Origin of the sequence: Amycolatopsis sp. NPDC049159, from assembly GCF_040648295.1 — a bacterium.
Classification (GTDB): Bacteria; Actinomycetota; Actinomycetes; order Mycobacteriales; family Pseudonocardiaceae; genus Amycolatopsis; species Amycolatopsis pretoriensis_A.
The window spans coordinates 45,888-63,615 of sequence record NZ_JBEZDL010000015.1 but is presented as its reverse complement, the minus strand read 5'-3'; the positions used below and the strand labels follow the sequence as shown (position 1 = coordinate 63,615).

Genomic DNA, 17,728 nt, shown 5'->3' with positions numbered 1-17,728 from the left:
GCGTTCCGGCGGTGCTCAGGCGGTCCGGGTCGGTTCAGCTCCGCGCCGGGCGGGCGGAAAGCGCGCCCATCAGCAAAGCCACGATCGGGCTCGGTACCCGCCGGCTGAAAGCTCCGACGACGCTCATGCGAACCCGAGAGACCGATCGTCGCCCTCCAGCACCGCCGTCCGGGTCCGGTTCAGCTCCGCGCCCGGCTCCACCGCGAAATCATGCCGCAGCCGGTCGTGGATCCGCTGGTACACCGCGAGCGCGTCCGTCCGCAGTCCGCGGGCATAAAGCGCGCGCATCAGCAGAGCCGCGATCGGCTCGCGGTGCGGGTGCGCCGCGAGCTCCGTGGACAGCTCCTCCGCGGCCGACGCGTAGCGGCCCAGCCGCAGCTGGGAGTCCGCCTTGCGCTGGGCCAGCGAAAGGCGGTACTCGCGCAGGCGCAGCCGCTCGCCTTCGGCGAAGGGGCCCGGCAAACCCGCCAGGGGCTCGCCCTGGAAGAGGCCGATGGCGTCGGCGCACCGCTCGGCCGCCGTGGTCAGGTCTCCGGTGTCCGCGGCCGCCTTCGCTTCGCGGTCGAGTTCGCGCAGTCGCGTGAGGTCGGTCCAGACGCCGTTGCTCGCGAACAAGTACCCCGCGCGGCCGCGGCGGATCACCGACTCCTTGCTCGTCTCCTTCGCCGCGCGCAGACACGCGCGCAGCCGCAGCACGTACGTCGGGAGCACGCCGGTGCCGGTGCCCGGGGGTTCGAGGCCCCAGACGTCGTCGAGGAGGCCGGTGTCGGTGACCACGACGTCCGGGCGCAGCAGCAGGGCGGCCAGCAGCGCCTGCTGCCGGACCGGGCCGAGGTCGAGGGCGGCCGTGCCGCGCCACGCCCGCAGCGGGCCCAGCACCGAGAACCGCAGCTGCGCCACCGAAGGCCGCGGCGCCGGTGCCGGGACGACGGCGGGGGTCCGGGCGGCCGTCACGATGCCGTGGTCGAACGCGTACACGACGGCCGCGGCCCGGTCGCGCAGGCCGAGTTCCTTCAGCAGGCGGGCGAACCGGGTCTTCACCGCCGCTTCCGGGATGCCGAGCGAGGTGGCGATCTCGGCGTCGGTGCCGCCGCGGCCGACCGCGCGCAGCACCTCGAGCTGCTCCGGGGTCAGCGCGCCCGGCCGCGGCTCCGGCTGCCCGGCCGAGTGCCGGAAAGTGGTCAGCACGCGGGCGGTGACGGCGACGTCGAGCCACGCGTCACCCGCGGCCACCGCGCGGACCGCCCGGATCAGGTCCTCGGCGGGCGAGTCCTTCAGGACGTACCCGACCGCGCCCGCGCGCAGCACGCCCGCGAGCAGTTCGTCGTCGTCGAACGTCGTCAGGGCCAGCACCGGCGGCCGCGGGCCGGTCTCGCGCAGCCGACGGGTCGCTTCGATCCCGTCGACGTGCTTCATCCGCAGGTCCATCACGACGACGTCGGCTTCGGCCGCGGCGAGCGCCGCGGGCACCTCGGCACCGTCACCGCACTCGCCGGCGATGGTGAACCCGTCGCGCTGCCGCAGGATCCGGCGCAGCCCGGACCGGACCAGCTCCTGGTCGTCGACCAGCAGGACCCGGATCACGACACCGCTCCGGTCGCCGTCGGGGGGACGGCGAGGTCGACGAGCCAGTCGCCGCCGTCGGGCCCGGCGCGCAGGCGGGCGCCGATCTGTTCGGCCCGCGCCGCCATCCCGGTCAGCCCGGAGCCGTCGGTCGAGAACTCGGCCGGCCGGTCGGGCAGGGTGTTGCGGACGCTCAGGCGGACCTCGTTCCGGCCGACGTGCAGCCGGATCCGGGCGGTGCTGCGCGGCGCGTGCTTGGCGATGTTCGCGAGCGATTCCTGGGTGATGCGGTAGAGCGTGAGCCCGGCCAGGTCGGTCACGTCGGCGGCGTCGCCTTCCTGCTCGAAGTGGATGTCCAGGCCGGCCCCGCGGGTGTGGGCGACCAGCCCGGCGATGTCACCGGCGCCCGGCAGTGTGTGCCGTTCGGCCGGCGCGTGCGAGAGCAGCCGGACCGTGCGGCGGATGTCGGACATCGCCGCCCGGCCCACCCGCTCGGCCTCGGTGAGCCCCTCGATCGCTTCGTCGACGTCCCGGTCCTGCTGCAGCGCGCGGCGGGCACCGGTCAGGTGCAGCAGCGTGATGCTGAGCGAGTGCGCCACGACGTCGTGCACCTCGCGCGCGATGCGCTGGCGTTCGGTGAGGATCGTGTGCTCGCGTTCGGCGTCCCGGCCGGCGCGCTCGGCGGCCAGCGCGCGGACGTACCAGCGGAGCATGAAGCCGCCGGAGTGCCCGAGCAGCACCGCGGCCAGGTACACCGCCGCCCCGGTCAGCCCGGGCCCGGCCGCCGCCAGGACGAGCACCGCGAGGTCGAGGCCCAGGAACAGGAACGCGACCGCGGGCCGGGCGATCGAGGCCACCTCGGCGGCCAACACCACGAGCACGATCGGGGCGAAGTCCGGCAGGCGGGGTTCGGTCAGCAGGATCGTCACCGCGCCGGCCACCGTGACGCACTTGGTCCACACCGGGAGGATGCGGCCGGTGGCCAGCCAGACCAGGCTCGTCGCCACGACGAGCAGGGCGACCAGGACGAGCACGAGCGGCGGCAGCACCCCCGCCCGCTGCGCGATGGCGGTGGCGGCCAGCAACCCGGTGAAGGCGTTCGTGCAGACCGCGACCCACCACGGCAACGCGATCCGGGACTGGGCGAGGCTCGCTTCCAGCCGATCCCGCATTCTCACACCTTCACCCTAAAGGGCGAGGCGAGCCGGCACCCGGCCGGCTCGCCTCGCCTGTCTTCCGGATATCGCGGATCAGGGGTGGTAAACGCCGTTGTACCACTGGCCGCCGGCGTCGTCGGAATAGACGTCGACGTTGAAGTTGTAGTTGCCGTGCTTGCCTTCCCAGAGGTAACCGGGCAGGCCCGAAGCCGCGTCGATGTCGCAGATGACGTCATCGGTGCACAACGTCAACGTGGGGATGTTCCCGAAGAAGTCGTCCACCCCGGCGAGCGGGAAACCGGCGATGGGCGCGATCAGCGGGTGGCCCGCCGCCCCGGCGTTGCCCGGTCCCGGTGCCCGCTTCGGGTCCGCGATGAGCACGGCGTTCACGTTGTCGAAGGTCTGCCAGTTTTCGGTCACCCACGTGTGCACCACCGCGGCGCCGAGCGAGAACCCGACCGCCTTGACGTGCTGGCCCCCGCACGCGTTGCGCTGGTCGCGGATCAGCCGGTTCAGCTCGTTGACGCCCTGGCGGGCGTTGTAGCCGATCGGCTGGGCCGGGTACCCGACGCGCTGGCTGATGTTGCCCTGCCAATAGGGGGCGTTGGAATCGTTGTCCCCCGTTCCGCCGACCACGATCGTGTAAGTGCCGTCGCACGACGCGGCCTGCGCCGCGGGTGGGGAAAGCAGGCCCAGCCCGGCCGACGCGAGAATGCCCGTCAGCAGGATCGAAATCTTTTTCACAGCAACCCCCTTGAACTGTCGCGGCCCGGTTGACCTCGACGCGGGGAATGCTGCCGAGCGATCATGAAATTCCGATGAAACCGCGCACTCGTTCACCCGGTCATGCGATAACCGACGCCGCGCACGGTGTGGATCAGCACCGGGTCGCGCAGCTTGCGCCGCAGGCGGCCGATCACCACCTCCAGCACGTTCGACCCCGGGTCGGCCGCCTCGTCCCAGGCGTACGCCAGCAACGCGGTGCGCGAAACCGGGCGGCCGGCGGCGGTCATCAGCCGTTCGAGGACGAGGTATTCCTTGCGGGTCACCGTGAGCAGCACGCCGGCGCGGGTCACCTGGTGCTTGCCGTTGTCCAGCTCGACGTCCGCGCAGCGCAGCACGTCCGGCCGCGTGGTCAGGTCGCGGCGGCACAGCCGGCGCACCCGCGCCACCAGTTCCGGCATCGCGAACGGCTTGACGAGGTAGTCGTCGCCGAAGCGCAGGCCGTCGATCCGGTCGGCGACGCTGTCGCGGGCGGTCAGGAACAGCACCGGCATCGGCCAGTCCTCGCGGCGCCGCCCGCTCACGTACCGCAGCGCGTCGCCCGAGGGCAGCATCCGGTCGAACACCGCGCAGTCGTACGGGTTCACGAACAGCGCCTCGTCGGCGGCCGGCAGGTCAGCCACGGTGTCGACCGCGAACCCGGCGGCGCGGAGGGCGGCGTCGAGCGCCACCCGCAGATTTTTGTCGTCCTCGGTCACCAGCACCCGCACCCCAGCACGTTAGCGTGCGGCGGCTGCCACGACGTCGTCGGCGAGCAGCTCGCGCAGTTCGCCCACGTCCGGGATCCGGCCCAGCTGCCGCAACCGCTGCGACTGCGCCTTGCGCATGCCTTCGAACAGCCGCCGTGCGTCCCGCGCGTTGCCGAAGTTCGGCTCGGCGGCGGCGCGCGTGAAGAACTCCGTCAGCACCGGGCGCGCGGCCGGGTCCAGCGCGTAGTCCCCCGCCGACACCATCCGGCCGACGATGCCGAGCAGCTCGCCCGGGGTGTAGTCGGCGAACTCGATCGTCTTGCCGAAGCGGGACGCGAGCCCGGGGTTGGCCGACATGAACTCCGCCATTTCGGCGGTGTAGCCGGCGACGATCACGGCCACGTCGTCGCGGCGGTCCTCCATCAGCTTGACGAGCATGTCGATGGCTTCCTGGCCGAAGTCGCCGCCCGCCGACGCCGCCCGCGACAGCATGTAGGCCTCGTCGATGAACAGCACGCCGCCCAGCGACTCCTCGACCACGACCGCGGTCTTCTCCGCGGTGTGCCCGATGTACTGGCCGACGAGGTCCCGGCGCGACACCTCGCGAAACTGGCCGCGCGGCAGCACACCCAGTGCCTTCAACAGCTTCCCGTAGATCCGCGCGACCGTCGTCTTGCCGGTACCGGGCGCGCCGGCGAACACCAGGTGGTGGCCGGTCGCGCCGACCGGCAGCCCGGCCCGGCGGCGCCACTCGTTGACCTGCAGCTCGTCGACGAGCGCCCGCACTTCGGCCTTGACGCCCGGCAGGCCGACCATCGCGTCCAGCTCGGCCAGCAGGTCGTCCAGCTCCTGGCTGCCGAGGCCACCGGGCGCCGCCGGGTCGCTTGCCGCGACCACGGTGGTCGTCGCCCCCGGTGCCACCACGATGCCCGGTTCGGCGGTGTTCTCCACCCGGCAGCCGGCCACGCGGCCCCCGCAGCCGGTGGCGAACGCGATCCCGGCGCCCCGCGTGTCGCGGACCGTGCAGCCGGCCAGCTCGGGTGCGCCGTGGTGCGCCACCGCGATGCCCTCCTGGCCGGTGCGGGTGATCTCGCAGCGTTCGACGACCGGCCGCGCGTACTGGTAGACGTACAGCCCGCGCAGCCCGCACCCGGTCACCGCGCAGTTGCGGATCACCGGGTCGGCGCCCATCGCGACGATGACACCATCGCCGGTGACGTCCTGGACCGTGGTGTCGGCGAGCGTGCCGGACCCGCCTTCGACGACGATCCCCTGCTCCCCGCCCGCGACGGCGCACCCGGTCACCTCGAACCCCGCGGTCCCCCGGATCCGGATGGCCGGGCCGCGGCCGCCGGCCAAGACGCACTGCCGGACGGTGAGCACGACGTCGTCGGCGGAGATCGCGCCCGCGCCCCCGGCGCGCACCTCGATCCCGCGCAGTGCAAGGGATCCGCCGTGGATGGCGAAGACCGGCTGGTCGGCGCCACCGCCGTCGACGATCACGGCCGCGCCGGCCGCGGCTTCGATCGTCACGCGCCGGCCGGCCAGTTCGAAAACCTCGTGGTAGGTGCCCGCGGCGACGGTGATCACGGCGTCGTCGCCGGCGTCGGCCAGCGCGTCGCCGATCGTCGCGTACGCGCCGGGCCGCGCCGCGACCGCCAGGGTGCGGCCGGTCATCAGCCCGCCTCGGCCAGCAGCCAGCCGCGGTCGACGGCCTTGGCGCCGGCCTGGAAGCGGCTGCGCGCGCCGAGGCGGTTCATGATGTCGGCGACCATCCGCCCGACCGTGCGGACCGAGATGCCCAGCTGGACCGCGGCCGACTCGTCGGTGCTGCCGGAGCAGAGCAGCACCAGCAGGTCCTGCTCGCGCGCGGTCAGCATTTCGTCGTCGCCCGGCTCGGGCAGCTCCGACGGCCCGAGCGGCACCGCGGTCCGCCAGGCCCGTTCGAACAGCCCGGCCGTCGCGGTGACCATCCCCGGCAAGCGAAACGCGGCTATCGCGGGGCCCGGCCGCTCAGCGGGCAGCACGACGGACTTGCGGTCCAGCACCAGCGCGTCCATCGGCACTTCCGTGTCGGTGCGCACCTGCGCGCCGGCGAGCGCGAGCGCCCGCGCGGTGCCCGAAAGCCGTGCCGAGTCGGGGAACAGCGCCCGGCAGGGCACCCCCGCGCGCAGGTTCGCGTGGGCGATCCGGCGGAACTCGCCGACGGACGCCGCACTAGTGTCGGCACTCATGATCAGGACCTCGCTGACCGCCGTGTCCGGCAGCGCGTCCGGTCCGGTCCCCTCGACGAGACTGAGCCCGCTTCCCTGGTTCATCGCGCCATCCCCTCGTTTCGCCGCGGCCGGTTCATGCCAGATCCCGCGGATCCGCTGGTCTCCGCTCGCCGACGCGTTAACGTGCTCGAGCATGTGGCCACTCTCCCCCGGGCACCTGAGGTTTCGATGACAACCGTCCTGGTCGTCGAAGACGACGAAAACCTGCGGGTCGCGGTGGCCGCGCGGCTCGGCGCGGCCGGCCTCGACGTCGAGGTCGCGGGCGATCTGGCGGGCGCCGACCAGGCCCTGCGCGCGGGCCGGCACGGCTGCGTCGTGTTCGACCGGATGCTGCCCGACGGCGACGCGATCGGGTACGTCCACGCGAGGCGCGTCGAAGGCTGGCGCACGCCGGTCCTGTTCCTGACCGCGCGCGACGCCCTCGCCGACCGGGTCGCGGGCTTCGAGCACGGCGGTGACGACTACCTCGTCAAGCCGTTCGCTGTGGCGGAGCTGACCGAGCGCGTGCTGAACCTCTGCCGCCGCGCCTCGCTGGACCGGCCGTCGGTGCTGCGGCACGACGACCTGGTGATGGACTGCGCGCGCCGCGAAGTGCGCCGGGCGGGCGTGCTGCTGACGTTGTCGAACAAGGAGTACGCGGTGCTGGAGTACCTGATGGTGCGCGGCGGGGACCCGGTGGAGCGGGCCGAGCTGCTGGAGCACTGCTGGGACAGCACGACCGACCCGATGTCGAACGTGGTCGACGTGACGGTCCGGCGGCTGCGCCGCAAGCTGCGGGAACCGGAGCTGATCCACGCCGTCCGCGGCCTTGGTTACCGGCTGGGCGACCGGTGAACCGCTCGTCGGCCGACCGCTTGCGCCGGCTGCGCTGGGCGTTGACGGCGTTGTTCACCGCGGTCAACGCCATCGGGCTGGTCGCGTTCGCGTGGTTCATGATCAGCGAGGACGCCGACAAGGGCACCGAGCGGATCGACGCCGAACTCCTGCGCGTCACGTCGTCGGTCAGCAGGCTGGTCGGCTACGACGCCGCGATCGACCTCTCGCTGGTCAACACCGACGTGCTGAACGAGCAGTGCCCGCAGTTCGCGATCCTGCCGGGCGGCGCGGCCGGGTTCCAGGCGCACCTGTCCCGGCGCACGTGCGTGCCGGTCGACGCCGGCGTGCTCGACGGGCTGGCCACCGAGGCGGTCCGCGGCGGCACGGTCGTGACGGGCTACCAGCGCGGCACCGGCGGCGAGCTGGTCCAGGTCCGGGCGGAGCCGCTGCTGAGCCGCACGGGCAAGCCGTTCGCGGCGGTGGTCGCGGTCGAGGACACGGCGGCGGCCTCAGCCGAGCACACCCGGTTCGTCCTGCTGGTGGTCGGCGGCTGCGCGCTGCTGGTCACGGCGCTCGGCTTCGCGGGCCACGTGCTGTCCGGCCGCTCGATCCGCCCGGCGGCGTCGGCGTTGCAGCAACAGGAGGTCCTCCTGGCCGAAACCGCGCACGACCTGCGCACCCCGGTGGCGGCCCTGCGCGCACTGGCCGAGACGGCGATGCTCGACCCGGCCCAGCGCACGGACCTGCTCCCCCGCACGGTCCGCCTGGCGGCGCGGATGGGCGGCATCATCGACGACCTCCTGGTCCGCGCCCGCCTCGCGGCCGGCGTCGAGCAGCTGAGCATCCAGCCGGTGTGGCTCGACCAGCTCGTGGCGGGCGTGGTCGAGGACACGGAGCCCGACGGCGCCCAGGTCACGGTGACGACGGCCCCGACGAAGGTCAACGCCGACCCGGCCCTGGTCCAGCGAGCGGTGGGGAACCTGCTCAACAACGCGTTGAGGTACGGCCGCCAGCCGGGCGCCCCGGCGATCGTCCACGTGATGGTGGCGGGCGGCACGGTGACGGTGGCGGACCACGGTCCGGGGATCGACACGACGGTGACCGAGGACGCGTTCGACCGGTTCGCGAGCACGGGCGGCTCGTCGGGGCTGGGGTTGTCGATCGTCCGGTGGGTGGCTGAGGCGCACGGGGGGACGTTGTCGGTTTACAACGCCGATGAGGGCGGAGCGATCTTCGAGCTGCGCTTCCCGGTGAGCGCGGTCTAGCCCGTCACGCGCCGACCGGGCGGATGCCGTCCACGAAGTTCCGCGGCAGGTACTCCGAGTCGACGTCGACGGAAATCCCGACCGAACGGGCCAGTACCGCGATCGCGAGCGGCGCCAGCGCGAGGAAACCGTCCGGGGAATCGGCGAGCCCGTCGGCGCTCCAGAACGTCCGGTGCTGCCGGACCGTGTCGGTCAGGGCCGAGGTGAACTGCGCCTGGTCGCGGCGAAGCAGGTAATAGAACGTCTTGATCGGCGGGTAGACCAGCTGGAGCATGACCTGGGGCGGGGTGACCCGGGCGTTGTCCGGGTCGGTGCCGTCCATGGCCGCGCCGAACAGCTCCGGCGTCACTTCGCGGTGGGCCAGGAACGTCCGCACGGTCTCCACCCACGGATCCAGGTAGGCGTCGTGTTCGGTGCCCGCTGCGCGGAGGGTCTCCGGTGACACGGCGCAGAGCCGCTGGATGAGGTCATCGTTGCGGTCGATCACGGCCAGCCAGGCTGCGTTGAGCCAGGCACCGGGGTTCGCGGCCGACGTCGGTCCGGTAGCGGCGAATCGCACCGGCTTGGCCACCACGGCCTCGACCGGCTGCCCTTCGCCGGTGTCCGCGGCCGTGAAGACCGCGGTGGCGGCCTGGGCCGCGATGCGAAGGTCTTCCCAGGTCTCCAGCTGACCGGCGACCGGATCGACGACCGTCCGCCACTGCGTGAGCATGAGTGTCGTCTGCTGAAGGTTCTTGAGGGCGGCGGCGTTCTTCCCGACGCGGTCGAGGAAGGTGATGACTTGCGGGGACAGGTCTTCGATCTCCTCCCACGCGGCGCTCTCGTCGGTGGGGTGCCTCGGCACGGTGGTCATCGCGGTCGTTCCTCCGGCGGGACGGGCTCGGTTCCGAGCTCGGGTGATCGGTATCCGTAGCCGTTGTACGGCTTGTGATCGTAACCAAGGTTGACGTGCGGTGTGACCGACTCGTCCACTCGCGCGCGGACCTCGACGTAATCGAGCCGTCCGTCCAGTTTGGCCAGTGCCAGCGCGTGGGCGAGGTTCTTGTCGCCGCGTCTCATGTTCTTGAGCGTGTCGTCGAAGTAGTCGGGGTGGCCCTGTTTGACCGTGCGGTTTTCCAGCGGCAGGTAGCGTTCGCTCGCTTTGCCACCCGGCCCTTTCGCCTCGTGGACGACGTAGTGCGGCTCACCGCCGTTCTTGTAGTCGACCTCCCAGATCTGGTCGAAGTTGGTGTTCCCCGGCTTGCCGCCGTCGGTCGGGTGGTGGGGCGTGATCTCCGCTCGGACGTCGCCGCGGGCGTCGACGAGCTGGAACCGCTGGTCCCCCGGAGCCGAGTCCGGGTGGGGCCGGAAGTCGAACTCCTCGTCCGGGAAGGCCTCGCCGAACCGCCGGTGCACCTGGTCGCGGATCGCGTGGTTCGACGCTTCTTCGCCGAGGGACTCGGACGCGTTGTTCTTGGCGTTGTGCGCCTCGACCCAGCCGTCGGAGTCCGCGGGGGTACGGTCGTATACCTGCTTCTTGGCTTCGCGATCAGCTATCTTCTCGCCGATGTCGTGGTAGTCCCGCTCGCGCCAGTTCCGGGTGTCGAAGTGTTCCCCGGGCACGTGCTCCGGCGGGAAGTGCCCGGAACGGCCTTCGTCGTACCCGAGCGACTCGGTGGGCGGGCGGTCCTTCTTGAACGCGGGCTTGCCGTCCACGAGGTCCAGTTCGGGGTGCGGCGGGTTCGCGTTCATCCTGCCGGGTCGCCGCCACAGCCCGACCGAACCGTCCGGGTTGACCCGCCGGTAGTAGTTCTCCTCGATGTACTTCGGGTTCTTGATGTTTTCGCTGTGCGGCTTGCCGTTCGGCCCCGGCCGGTCCCGCCAGTCATCGGGCGCCTCGCCGTTGCCGCGGTGGCGCGCGCTGTCCGCGTCGACGTCGTGGTGGGTGTCCGGGGCGAAGCCGTCGCTCGCGGGGTGGGTGGTGCCGTCGGGGTGGTGGGTGTTCCATTCGCCGTCGGGTGGGATGCGGGGACGCATCCGGCCGTCGGGGCCGATCTCGAAGTCGGAGGAGAAGACGCGGCCGTGGGAGTCGGTCCAGGCGGGTTTCGTCGGGGCCAGTACTTCGGTGTCGAGTTCGCGCGCGAGGCCGTGGGCGAAGGCGTTGGAACTCGCGTCGCAGCCGATCAGGCGGATCGGGCCGCCGTCGTAGTCGGCGTTGCGGCGGAGGACTTCCGCGAATTCCTTGGGGGTGTAGTGGTGGTCGCCGATGCGGGCGCGGCCGTCCGGGGTGATGTGGACGTCGACGGTGTGGCGGCCGTGCGGGTCGGGTGGGACGCGGTGGGGCAGGTCGCCCAGGTCGGGGTCGCCGGCGTGGTAGGAGCTGCCCGACGGCGTGCTCTCCGCGTGGCGGGCGTTGACCTCGTCGGGGGTTGGTGGGTCGTCGGGGTGGGGGCCGTGGCCGGCGTCCGGATCCGGCGGACCGTCGTGGTGCGGACCGTGGCCCGCGTCCGGATCCGGTGGCTCGTGGTGGGGGCCGTGACCAGCGTCCGGGTCTGGTGGGTCGTCGGGGTGGGGGCCGTGGCCGGCGTCCGGATCCGGTGGCTCGTGGTGGGGGCCGTGGCCGGCGTCCGGGTCTGGTGGGCCGTCGTGGTGCGGACCGTGACTCGCGTCCGGATCCGGTGGCTCGTGGTGGGGGCCGTGGCCGGTGTTCGGGTGCGGGGTGCGGCCGGCGGTCGGGTTGATTGCGCTGTCGATGTCGGCGGGTGGGTGTGGCGCGCCGGCCGGGGTGGGTTCCGGGGTGGGTTTTGCCTCGGCTGGTGGGTCGATGCGGTCGACCTTCAGCGTCTCGGGGTCGACGTGCGCGATGGCGTTTTCGTCCGGCTTCGGTGGCAGGCCCGGGTCGTCGGGCTTCGGTTCCGGTGCCGGCTCGGGTGGCTTCTCCTCGTGCGTCTTCGGCTTGTGGTCCTTGGGTGGGTGCAACGGGGTCAGCTTGCTGGTCGGGAGCAAGTCGTGGCCCGCGATCATGTCGATGCCCGTGTGCAGGACACCGATCCCCCGGAGGAAGGCGAACGCCACCTTCTGCGTCGGCGTCTTCGGCTCGGGGGAACTGGCGCCCGCCCAGCGTTCCTGTTCCAGGAAGTGGTCGCGGTCCACTCCGGCGGTTGCGTGCGCTTCCCGCTCCGGGGCCAGCGAACCCGTCAGGTGGGCCTGTTGGGTACGCGGGTCCAGCTCGGCCTTCGCGTCGCGCCACGGCGTCGGCTCGTGTCGTGCCGCTTCCCGGCCCAGCGTCTCCCCGACGGACCCCGGCTGTGCGGCGGGCTCTGCCCTGCCCCCGGACGACGCCTGCTCGGCCGCCCGCTCCGGTGGCGCCCCCTCCGCCGCCCGCTCGGGAGACACGTGTTCGGCGGGCCGCTCCACCGCCCGCTCCGAAGGCCCGTGCTCGATCGGCCGCTCCGCCGACGCACCCTCAATGGCCCGCTCCGAGGGCCCATGCTCGACAGGCCGCCCCGCCGACGCACCCTCAATGGCGCGCTCCGACGGCCCGTGCTCGACCGGCCGCTCCGAAAGCGTGTGGTCAGCAGGCCGCTCCGAAGGTGCGTCCTCCTCCGGCGCACGCTCCCGCTCCGGCGGGTGCTCGGCCGGCGTCCGGTTCTGTGGCCTGCTAGGTACGTTCTCCGGCGGCGGTCCCCCACCCGGTGGATCCTCCGGCGGCCGCTCCGTCGTCCCGCCCTCTCGCCGCACGGCCGGTTCGCCGAAATCGGGCGCGGGACGCCCCAGCCCCACCCGCGAGAGCGCCCCCTCCACCCCCGGGATCTTGCGGACGACCTTCCCCGCCACCTCCGTCGCCGTCGGGATCTTTGTGATCGCCGAGCCCGTCGTCTCCAGCACGCGCCCCGCCGCCGCGACCGCGCCCACCCGGCTGCCCGCCGCCGCTGCGCCCGCGCCCCGCATCGCCGCGCCCGCGCCCTTGGTGCCCAGCACCGAACTCACGATGTTGAACGTCGCCTTGCCGCCGGCGCGAGCCGGGTCGTCGCTCCAGTCGTCCCACGCGACCAGGGACTTGCCCGCGTCGACCATGGTGCGGCCCATCTCGCCGCGCTCGAAGCCCGGGAGGCCGTACGTCTGGTCCAAAGAGGACAGTCCGGGAACGGCATACGTCGCCGCGGCCAAGGCGAACTTGCCCAAGCCACCCCAGGCCTGGCCGGCGGTCGACCACGACCAGTGGCCGTCCGCGTAGCCGGCCAGGGCGCCGAAGCCCAGGACCATCTCCTTGGCACCTTCGCCGATGCCGACGAAGAACTCGCCGACGTTTCCCCAGAAGCCGTGGGGCTTCTTCGGTTTCTTCGGTTCCGGGGGCTTGCCGAACTTGTCGGCCAGGTCCTTCTGGATCTTCGCCACCTGGCCGGCCACGTTGATCGCGAACACCAGCCGCGCCGCCGTGCTGGTGCACCGCGCGAACAGGTCTTCGTTCAGCGCGATGTACGCCCTGATCAGGAACTTCGCGCTGCTGACCTTGTTCGAGAAGTCCTGGCTCAGCGCCGCCAGTGCGTCCATCGCGGTGGCGAGGTCGGCGATGCCCGACTCGCCGCCACCGCCGCCGTGGTTCAGCGAATGGACGGAGTAGTACAGCTCGAACCCGGCCGCGTCGGTCCAGACCTGCCGCACGTCGGCCGCGGCCTGGTCGGAGTTCTGGACGGCGTCGCGCAGCGCCTTTGCCGCGTCCGTCCACGCCTGGGCGAGGTTGTGGGCGTCGGTTTCGCTGTCCGGCGGCCACAGCGAGTCCTTCGCCAGGCCGCCGTGCGCGACGGCCCAGCGCCACAGCTCGCCGTCCGGTTCGAGGAGGTCCGTCATCGCCGGGCGCGGGTCACCGGAGGAATTCGGCGGCGGCCGCGCGGTCCGCGGCTTCGTAGACCTGTACCGCCTGGTCCCCGTTGCCGGCGAGGGTCTGGTACGCGCCGGTCAGCTGGGCCATCGCATCGGAAATCGTCTGCTTCGGTCCGTTGTAGACGGTCGTGAACGCCTGACCGAGCGGGCCGCCGCCCAGCCGGCCGGGGTTCTCGATCCGGTCGCGGCACCCCGGCCACGCCGCGTCCAGCGCCGTGCCCGCGCCGCGCAGCCGGGCCAGCCGGGCGGTCGTCTCACCGGGGTCCATGTCGATGCGGCCGTCATGGTCGTGGTCGATGCCCGTCATCGCGCGCTCCGGCGGTCGAGCTCGTGCAGCAGCGGGTCGAACCGCAGGTCGGTCGTCGCGGGGGTGGCGTCCGGGGGCAGCAGGCTCGCGACGATCGCGAGCCCCTCCTCCTCGGCGCGTTCGACGGCCCGGTGCACGGTGCCGGCGATGTCCCGCGCCAGCGCCGCCGCGTCCGTGGTGCGGTAGATGCGCGGGTCCAGCGTGAGTTCGAGGAGCTCGCCCGCACCGCCGACGGTCACGCCGATCAGCCCGTCGTCGGACTCGGCCGTGGCCCGGATTTCGGCCATGCGCTGCTGCGTCGACCTGATGTCGCCGGCCAGGCGCGCGTGATCGGCGCGCAGGTCGAACGGGAACGGGGAATCCACGGCCACCTCCGGGGGACGTCTCCGGCCCAGTCTCACGCCGCCGACGACGCCGGACGGCCGCGTGACTTGTTCTTGCCACGGCGGTGTTCCGCGCCCCGGCGCACCCGACGATGACGGGCATGACCTTCGACGTCGTCGCGCTGTGCCGGCGGGAACCCGGTCCCGAAGCCGTCATCGCGGCGCTGCTGACCGCGGGCGAGGGGTCCTTTGTGGACCTCGACGCGGACCGGCAGCTGATCGGCGTCCGGCACTCCGGCGGCCGGCGCCTGCTGACGGTCGAGAGCGCCCGCCTGGTCCGGGTGCCGGGCGAGGTGGACCGGCTGCTCGGCCTCGACGTGCCGTCCCCGGTGTGGTGGGTGGAAGGCCGCGCGCCGGACGACGACGTCGAGGCCGAAGCCGTCGCCCGGACCTTCGCCGAAGCACTGGCCGTCGCGACCGGGGGCCGCCCGTGGTCGAGCCGGTGACCACCGCGGAGGCCCTCGTCGTCGAGCAGCACCGCGACGTCGTGCCCGCCACGGCGTCGGTGATCGACGCGGCCAAGACGGCCACGCGCGACGGGCGGGCGCTGCAGCTGCGCACCCCGGCCCACAGCCGCCTCACCTTCCCGCTGGAACTGCTGCTCCGGGACGCCCGCGGCGACTGGGTCGCGGGTGACCGCGACGGCTTCCGGGGATTCCCCTTGGCCTGGAGCGGAGTCCGGTTCGTCCGGGACGGCGACGTCGTCGCGGAGGCGCCCATCCCCGGGTCCGGTGACCTGGAGGTACGCATCCTCACTTGCCGGCCGCCCCGGATCGGTGCGAGCACCGAGACCGCGATGCGGGTGCTCTCCGGCAGCCCGCCCCTCGGCTGGGGCGTGGCCGAGCCGGTCACCGAGCCGTGGTCCACCGGCGACCTCACCGAGCACGTCCGAAAGCACTTTCCCCGGCCGGTGTCCGTGGTCGTCGTCGGGCACGGCACCACCGGGCGGCTCCGGGTGTCGCAAGTGGACGGTGTGGTCGTCGAAGACGTCGAGCTGAGCGGCCCGGCAGCCGGCACGGTAGCGAGAGCCGCGATCGAGGCGCTGGCCGCGGAATCCGCCCGGACGGCCCGGATGGTGGTCGTCGGCGCGCACCCCGGACGGCGGGAAGGGCTGCGCTCCCCCGGCGTGGCGACCGCCCTGCCCTACGGTGTCCTCTTCGGACCCGAGCTGGTGGCCGGCCGCGGAGTCGCCCACGCCCACCGCGCACCGGCCGCGCGCGTGAAGCTCCTCGGTTCCGGCGAGCACACCGCCGCCTGGTACCGGTTCGACGGCGACCCGGCCCCGCCGTTCGAGCAGTTCGCCGAGGTCCTGCACCACTTCGGTGGCCGCTGAACGGGTGTCCGGTTGTCGCCACGACGGCCCGGCGCCGAGGCGCCCGGCGGACGATGGCGCACGTGAACCGACGAAGTCACCTCGCCGCCGCGCTGGCCGCGGTCGCGCTGCTCCTGTTCGTCGCACCGCCCGCGCACGCGGCGCCACCGGCCGGTGCCTGCCACGACACGGAGCCCGCACACCCCGCCGTGCCGGCGCAGCCGTGGGCCCAGCAAGCGCTTTCCCCGGAACGGGCCTGGCCGCACAGCCGCGGCGCGGGCGTGCTCGTCGCCGTCGTCGACTCGGGCGTCGACGCCGATCACCCGCAGCTGAGCCGGCCGGGAAAAGTGCTGCCAGGACGCGACTTCTACCTCGCCGGCGCGCTGCCGGGCGCGTTCGACTGCGTCTCCCACGGCACCGGGGTGGCCGGCATCATCGGCGCGGACCCGGTGCCCGGCATCGGGTTCCACGGCGTGGCGCCGGACGCGGCGATCCTGCCGGTGCGGATCAGCGACCGGGACGTCGGCGACCAGGGCGAGTCGCTGCGGATCGATCCGCAGGTGGTCGCGAACGGCATCCGCTACGCCGCGGACCAGGGCGCGAAGGTGCTCAACCTGTCATTGGCCGGCCACGACGACTTCCCGGTGATCCGCGACGCGGTCGCCTACGCCGTGGCGCGGGACGTGCTGGTCGTGGCCGCGGCGGGCAACGCGCAGAAGGACCCGAGCGGCGAGCTGCCGTCCTACCCGGCCGCCTACGCCGGGGTGCTCGGGGTCGGGGCCGTCGACATCGACGGTGCCCGGCTGTCCGGCTCGCAGATCGGCCCGTACGTGGACATCGTCGCGCCCGGCGCCAAGGTGCTGACCACGACCCGCGCGGGCGGGCACGCCTACGTGGACGGCACGAGTTTCGCCGCGCCGTTCGTCTCCGGGACCGCGGCGCTGGTGCGCTCGGCGTGGCCGCAGCTCAGTGCGGCCGAGGTGGCGCAGCGGCTGGTGGCGACCGCGAGCCCGGCCCGCGGTGGCCGCGGCAGCCACGCCTTCGGCGCCGGGCTGGTCGACCCGTACCGCGCCGTGACCGACGGGCTGGACCCGGCGAAACCCGCACTGCTGCCCGCTTTCGTGCCCCAGCCGCCCGATCGGGCGCGGCTCGACCAGGCGGCGCGGGAGCAGGACACGGCCGCCACCGCGAAGGGGCTGGCGATCGCCGTCGCCGGTGCCCTGGTGCTGGCCGGGCTGCTCGCGGCGATCCTGCCCCGCGGACAGCGACGGCGCTGGCGAGCGGGCTGGGCCGCACCGGTACCCGCCGAACCCGCGTCCGCCGAACCGCCGGAACAGGTCTTCCTCGTCTGAAGGATCGGGCACGCCGAAAGCGGGCCGGGCAACGTGCCCATCGCCGGGAAGCGGAGGTCGAGCAGCAGCCGCTCGCCAGGCGGGCCGAGTCGAGCAGGCCGCAGCTCGCCGGCGAGCCGCGCGCGTGGTCCAGCGGGTGGTCGAAGAGGGGTGCGGCACGCCGAAAGCGGCCCCGGGAGCCGATCGCTCCCGGGGCCGCTCGCGTTCCCGTGCTCAGATGCCGCGGATCGCCTGCTCGGCGGCGCGCACCGCGCTCATCAGGTGGTCGTCGGCCCGGATGAGGCCCTGGCTCTGCGCGTTCTGCTGCTCCCAGGCTTCGTTGGCCTTCGCCTGGACGTTGCCCACGACCTCGTAGTAGCTCGAGCCGAACCCGTCGGTGAGTTCGTTCTCGTAGAGGAACCCCGCGCCGTGGTGGTGGTCGTCGGTGTGTTCGCGGCTCTGGTGCGCGCCCTGGCCCACGGTCTGCGCCGTGCCCTGGATCGACTCGCTGTTGCCGGTGATCCGGTTCATTGCCGTTTCCCCTCCGTCAGATCTGGGCCGAGATGCCGAAGCCGCCGGCCTGGTAGCTCACGCGGTTGGCCTCCTGGTTGGCCGCCTCGTCGGCGTCCTGGTAGCCGCCGGCGCCGCGGTGCATCGCGTCGGAGGCCGCCACGTACTTCGGGGCGAGGTGGTGGTCGACGACCGTCTGGCGGCTCTGGTCGGCGTCGGCGAACCCGTCGGCCCACCGGCCGCTGCTCGCCGAGCGCAGGTCGGCCCCGGCGCTCGTCACGTGCCGAGAACTGTTCTGCAGATTGGTGGCGGTTTCCGACGACGTCTTCGCCTGCCGCAGCATGGCGTCGACGTCGCCGTCGATTCCCCCTGACGAACCGTACATCGCGGGTTCCCTCCGATTGGATTGCGACACAACGCTTTCCTGTCCCGGCCAGGTTATGGCGGGAACGGCGCCGCCACGGGCGCGCGTC

17 protein-coding genes are annotated in these 17,728 nt (G+C 73.1%); 5 read left to right on the top strand and 12 right to left on the bottom strand.

The genetic code is table 11. From position 1 onward, the window contains the following. Positions 1-123: 123 nt before the first annotated feature. The 6 genes from AB0B33_RS26855 to AB0B33_RS26830 all read right to left on the bottom strand — a co-directional run bounded on the left by AB0B33_RS26855 (position 124) and on the right by AB0B33_RS26830 (position 6,603). Positions 124-1,584: a BTAD domain-containing putative transcriptional regulator gene (locus AB0B33_RS26855; RefSeq protein WP_360776732.1), complete on the bottom strand. Its 1,461-nt coding sequence runs from the start codon at positions 1,582-1,584 to the stop codon at positions 124-126. After that, positions 1,581-2,735 (bottom strand): histidine kinase, encoded by a 1,155-nt coding sequence (locus AB0B33_RS26850; RefSeq protein ID WP_360776730.1) that lies wholly within the window; start codon positions 2,733-2,735, stop codon positions 1,581-1,583. Before AB0B33_RS26850 ends, AB0B33_RS26855 begins: the two co-directional genes overlap by 4 nt. A gap of 78 nt (positions 2,736-2,813) precedes the next feature. Then, a complete protein-coding gene (locus tag AB0B33_RS26845) occupies positions 2,814-3,464 on the bottom strand; it encodes a cutinase family protein (RefSeq protein ID WP_360776728.1) in 651 nt (216 codons plus the stop codon). A 92-nt stretch (positions 3,465-3,556) separates the two neighbouring features. Next, positions 3,557-4,213: a response regulator transcription factor gene (locus tag AB0B33_RS26840; RefSeq protein ID WP_360776726.1), complete on the bottom strand. Its 657-nt coding sequence runs from the start codon at positions 4,211-4,213 to the stop codon at positions 3,557-3,559. Positions 4,214-4,222: 9 nt separating this feature from the next. Continuing rightward, a complete protein-coding gene (locus AB0B33_RS26835; protein WP_360776724.1) occupies positions 4,223-5,869 on the bottom strand; it encodes a right-handed parallel beta-helix repeat-containing protein in 1,647 nt (548 codons plus the stop codon). Continuing rightward, on the bottom strand, positions 5,869-6,603 hold the full coding sequence (locus AB0B33_RS26830; RefSeq protein ID WP_360776723.1) for a LuxR C-terminal-related transcriptional regulator: 735 nt from the start codon (positions 6,601-6,603) through the stop codon (positions 5,869-5,871). Before AB0B33_RS26830 ends, AB0B33_RS26835 begins: the two co-directional genes overlap by 1 nt. 33 nt (positions 6,604-6,636) lie before the next feature. On the opposite strand from AB0B33_RS26830, the gene AB0B33_RS26825 reads away from it, so the two are divergent. Together AB0B33_RS26825 and AB0B33_RS26820 are read left to right on the top strand one after the other, a co-directional pair. Continuing rightward, complete coding sequence (locus tag AB0B33_RS26825; RefSeq protein WP_360776721.1) at positions 6,637-7,302, top strand: response regulator transcription factor; 666 nt, start codon at positions 6,637-6,639, stop codon at positions 7,300-7,302. Next, positions 7,299-8,549, top strand: coding sequence for a HAMP domain-containing sensor histidine kinase (locus AB0B33_RS26820; RefSeq protein WP_360776719.1), 1,251 nt, complete (start codon positions 7,299-7,301; stop codon positions 8,547-8,549). Before AB0B33_RS26825 ends, AB0B33_RS26820 begins: the two co-directional genes overlap by 4 nt. Positions 8,550-8,553: 4 nt before the next feature. On the opposite strand, the gene AB0B33_RS26815 is transcribed toward AB0B33_RS26820, so the two are convergent. From AB0B33_RS26815 to AB0B33_RS26800, 4 genes are read right to left on the bottom strand one after another with little or no spacing between them, the layout of a single operon-like run. Next, positions 8,554-9,402 (bottom strand): immunity 49 family protein, encoded by an 849-nt coding sequence (locus AB0B33_RS26815; RefSeq protein WP_360776717.1) that lies wholly within the window; start codon positions 9,400-9,402, stop codon positions 8,554-8,556. Continuing rightward, the gene (locus AB0B33_RS26810) at positions 9,399-13,379 is read right to left on the bottom strand and encodes a hypothetical protein (RefSeq protein WP_360776715.1); all 3,981 of its coding nucleotides are present in this window, start codon (positions 13,377-13,379) and stop codon (positions 9,399-9,401) included. Before AB0B33_RS26810 ends, AB0B33_RS26815 begins: the two co-directional genes overlap by 4 nt. Before the next feature lie 13 nt (positions 13,380-13,392). Continuing rightward, positions 13,393-13,719: a hypothetical protein gene (locus tag AB0B33_RS26805; protein ID WP_360776714.1), complete on the bottom strand. Its 327-nt coding sequence runs from the start codon at positions 13,717-13,719 to the stop codon at positions 13,393-13,395. Next, complete coding sequence (locus AB0B33_RS26800; RefSeq protein ID WP_360776712.1) at positions 13,716-14,084, bottom strand: YbaB/EbfC family nucleoid-associated protein; 369 nt, start codon at positions 14,082-14,084, stop codon at positions 13,716-13,718. The genes AB0B33_RS26805 and AB0B33_RS26800 overlap by 4 nt, the downstream gene beginning before the upstream one ends. Before the next feature lie 119 nt (positions 14,085-14,203). Between AB0B33_RS26800 and AB0B33_RS26795 the strand changes: the two genes are divergently transcribed. From AB0B33_RS26795 to mycP, 3 genes are read left to right on the top strand one after another with little or no spacing between them, the layout of a single operon-like run. Next, positions 14,204-14,548 (top strand): hypothetical protein, encoded by a 345-nt coding sequence (locus tag AB0B33_RS26795; protein ID WP_360776710.1) that lies wholly within the window; start codon positions 14,204-14,206, stop codon positions 14,546-14,548. Then, positions 14,545-15,435 carry a DUF6177 family protein gene (locus AB0B33_RS26790; RefSeq protein ID WP_360776708.1) on the top strand — a complete coding sequence of 297 codons (891 nt, stop codon included), beginning with the start codon at positions 14,545-14,547 and terminating at the stop codon, positions 15,433-15,435. Before AB0B33_RS26795 ends, AB0B33_RS26790 begins: the two co-directional genes overlap by 4 nt. A 53-nt stretch (positions 15,436-15,488) precedes the next feature. Further along, the gene (gene mycP, locus AB0B33_RS26785) at positions 15,489-16,766 is read left to right on the top strand and encodes a type VII secretion-associated serine protease mycosin (RefSeq protein WP_360776706.1); all 1,278 of its coding nucleotides are present in this window, start codon (positions 15,489-15,491) and stop codon (positions 16,764-16,766) included. A 213-nt stretch (positions 16,767-16,979) separates the two neighbouring features. Here mycP and AB0B33_RS26780 read toward each other — a convergent pair whose 3' ends face one another. Together AB0B33_RS26780 and AB0B33_RS26775 are read right to left on the bottom strand one after the other, a co-directional pair. Then, positions 16,980-17,276 carry a hypothetical protein gene (locus AB0B33_RS26780; RefSeq protein WP_360776704.1) on the bottom strand — a complete coding sequence of 99 codons (297 nt, stop codon included), beginning with the start codon at positions 17,274-17,276 and terminating at the stop codon, positions 16,980-16,982. A gap of 16 nt (positions 17,277-17,292) precedes the next feature. After that, positions 17,293-17,640 (bottom strand): hypothetical protein, encoded by a 348-nt coding sequence (locus tag AB0B33_RS26775; protein WP_247022660.1) that lies wholly within the window; start codon positions 17,638-17,640, stop codon positions 17,293-17,295. Positions 17,641-17,728: the final 88 nt, after the last annotated feature.

Coding starts and splice junctions, on each gene's coding strand:
- AB0B33_RS26780 (WP_360776704.1), bottom strand. CDS start 17,276: ATGAACCGGATCACCGGCAACAGCGAGTCGATCCAGGGCACGGCGCAG.
- AB0B33_RS26850 (WP_360776730.1), bottom strand. CDS start 2,735: ATGCGGGATCGGCTGGAAGCGAGCCTCGCCCAGTCCCGGATCGCGTTG.
- AB0B33_RS26810 (WP_360776715.1), bottom strand. CDS start 13,379: ATGACGGACCTCCTCGAACCGGACGGCGAGCTGTGGCGCTGGGCCGTC.
- AB0B33_RS26775 (WP_247022660.1), bottom strand. CDS start 17,640: ATGTACGGTTCGTCAGGGGGAATCGACGGCGACGTCGACGCCATGCTG.
- AB0B33_RS26805 (WP_360776714.1), bottom strand. CDS start 13,719: ATGACGGGCATCGACCACGACCATGACGGCCGCATCGACATGGACCCC.
- AB0B33_RS26815 (WP_360776717.1), bottom strand. CDS start 9,402: ATGACCACCGTGCCGAGGCACCCCACCGACGAGAGCGCCGCGTGGGAG.
- AB0B33_RS26830 (WP_360776723.1), bottom strand. CDS start 6,603: ATGCTCGAGCACGTTAACGCGTCGGCGAGCGGAGACCAGCGGATCCGC.
- mycP (WP_360776706.1), top strand. CDS start 15,489: ATGGCGCACGTGAACCGACGAAGTCACCTCGCCGCCGCGCTGGCCGCG.
- AB0B33_RS26795 (WP_360776710.1), top strand. CDS start 14,204: ATGACCTTCGACGTCGTCGCGCTGTGCCGGCGGGAACCCGGTCCCGAA.
- AB0B33_RS26825 (WP_360776721.1), top strand. CDS start 6,637: ATGACAACCGTCCTGGTCGTCGAAGACGACGAAAACCTGCGGGTCGCG.
- AB0B33_RS26835 (WP_360776724.1), bottom strand. CDS start 5,869: ATGACCGGCCGCACCCTGGCGGTCGCGGCGCGGCCCGGCGCGTACGCG.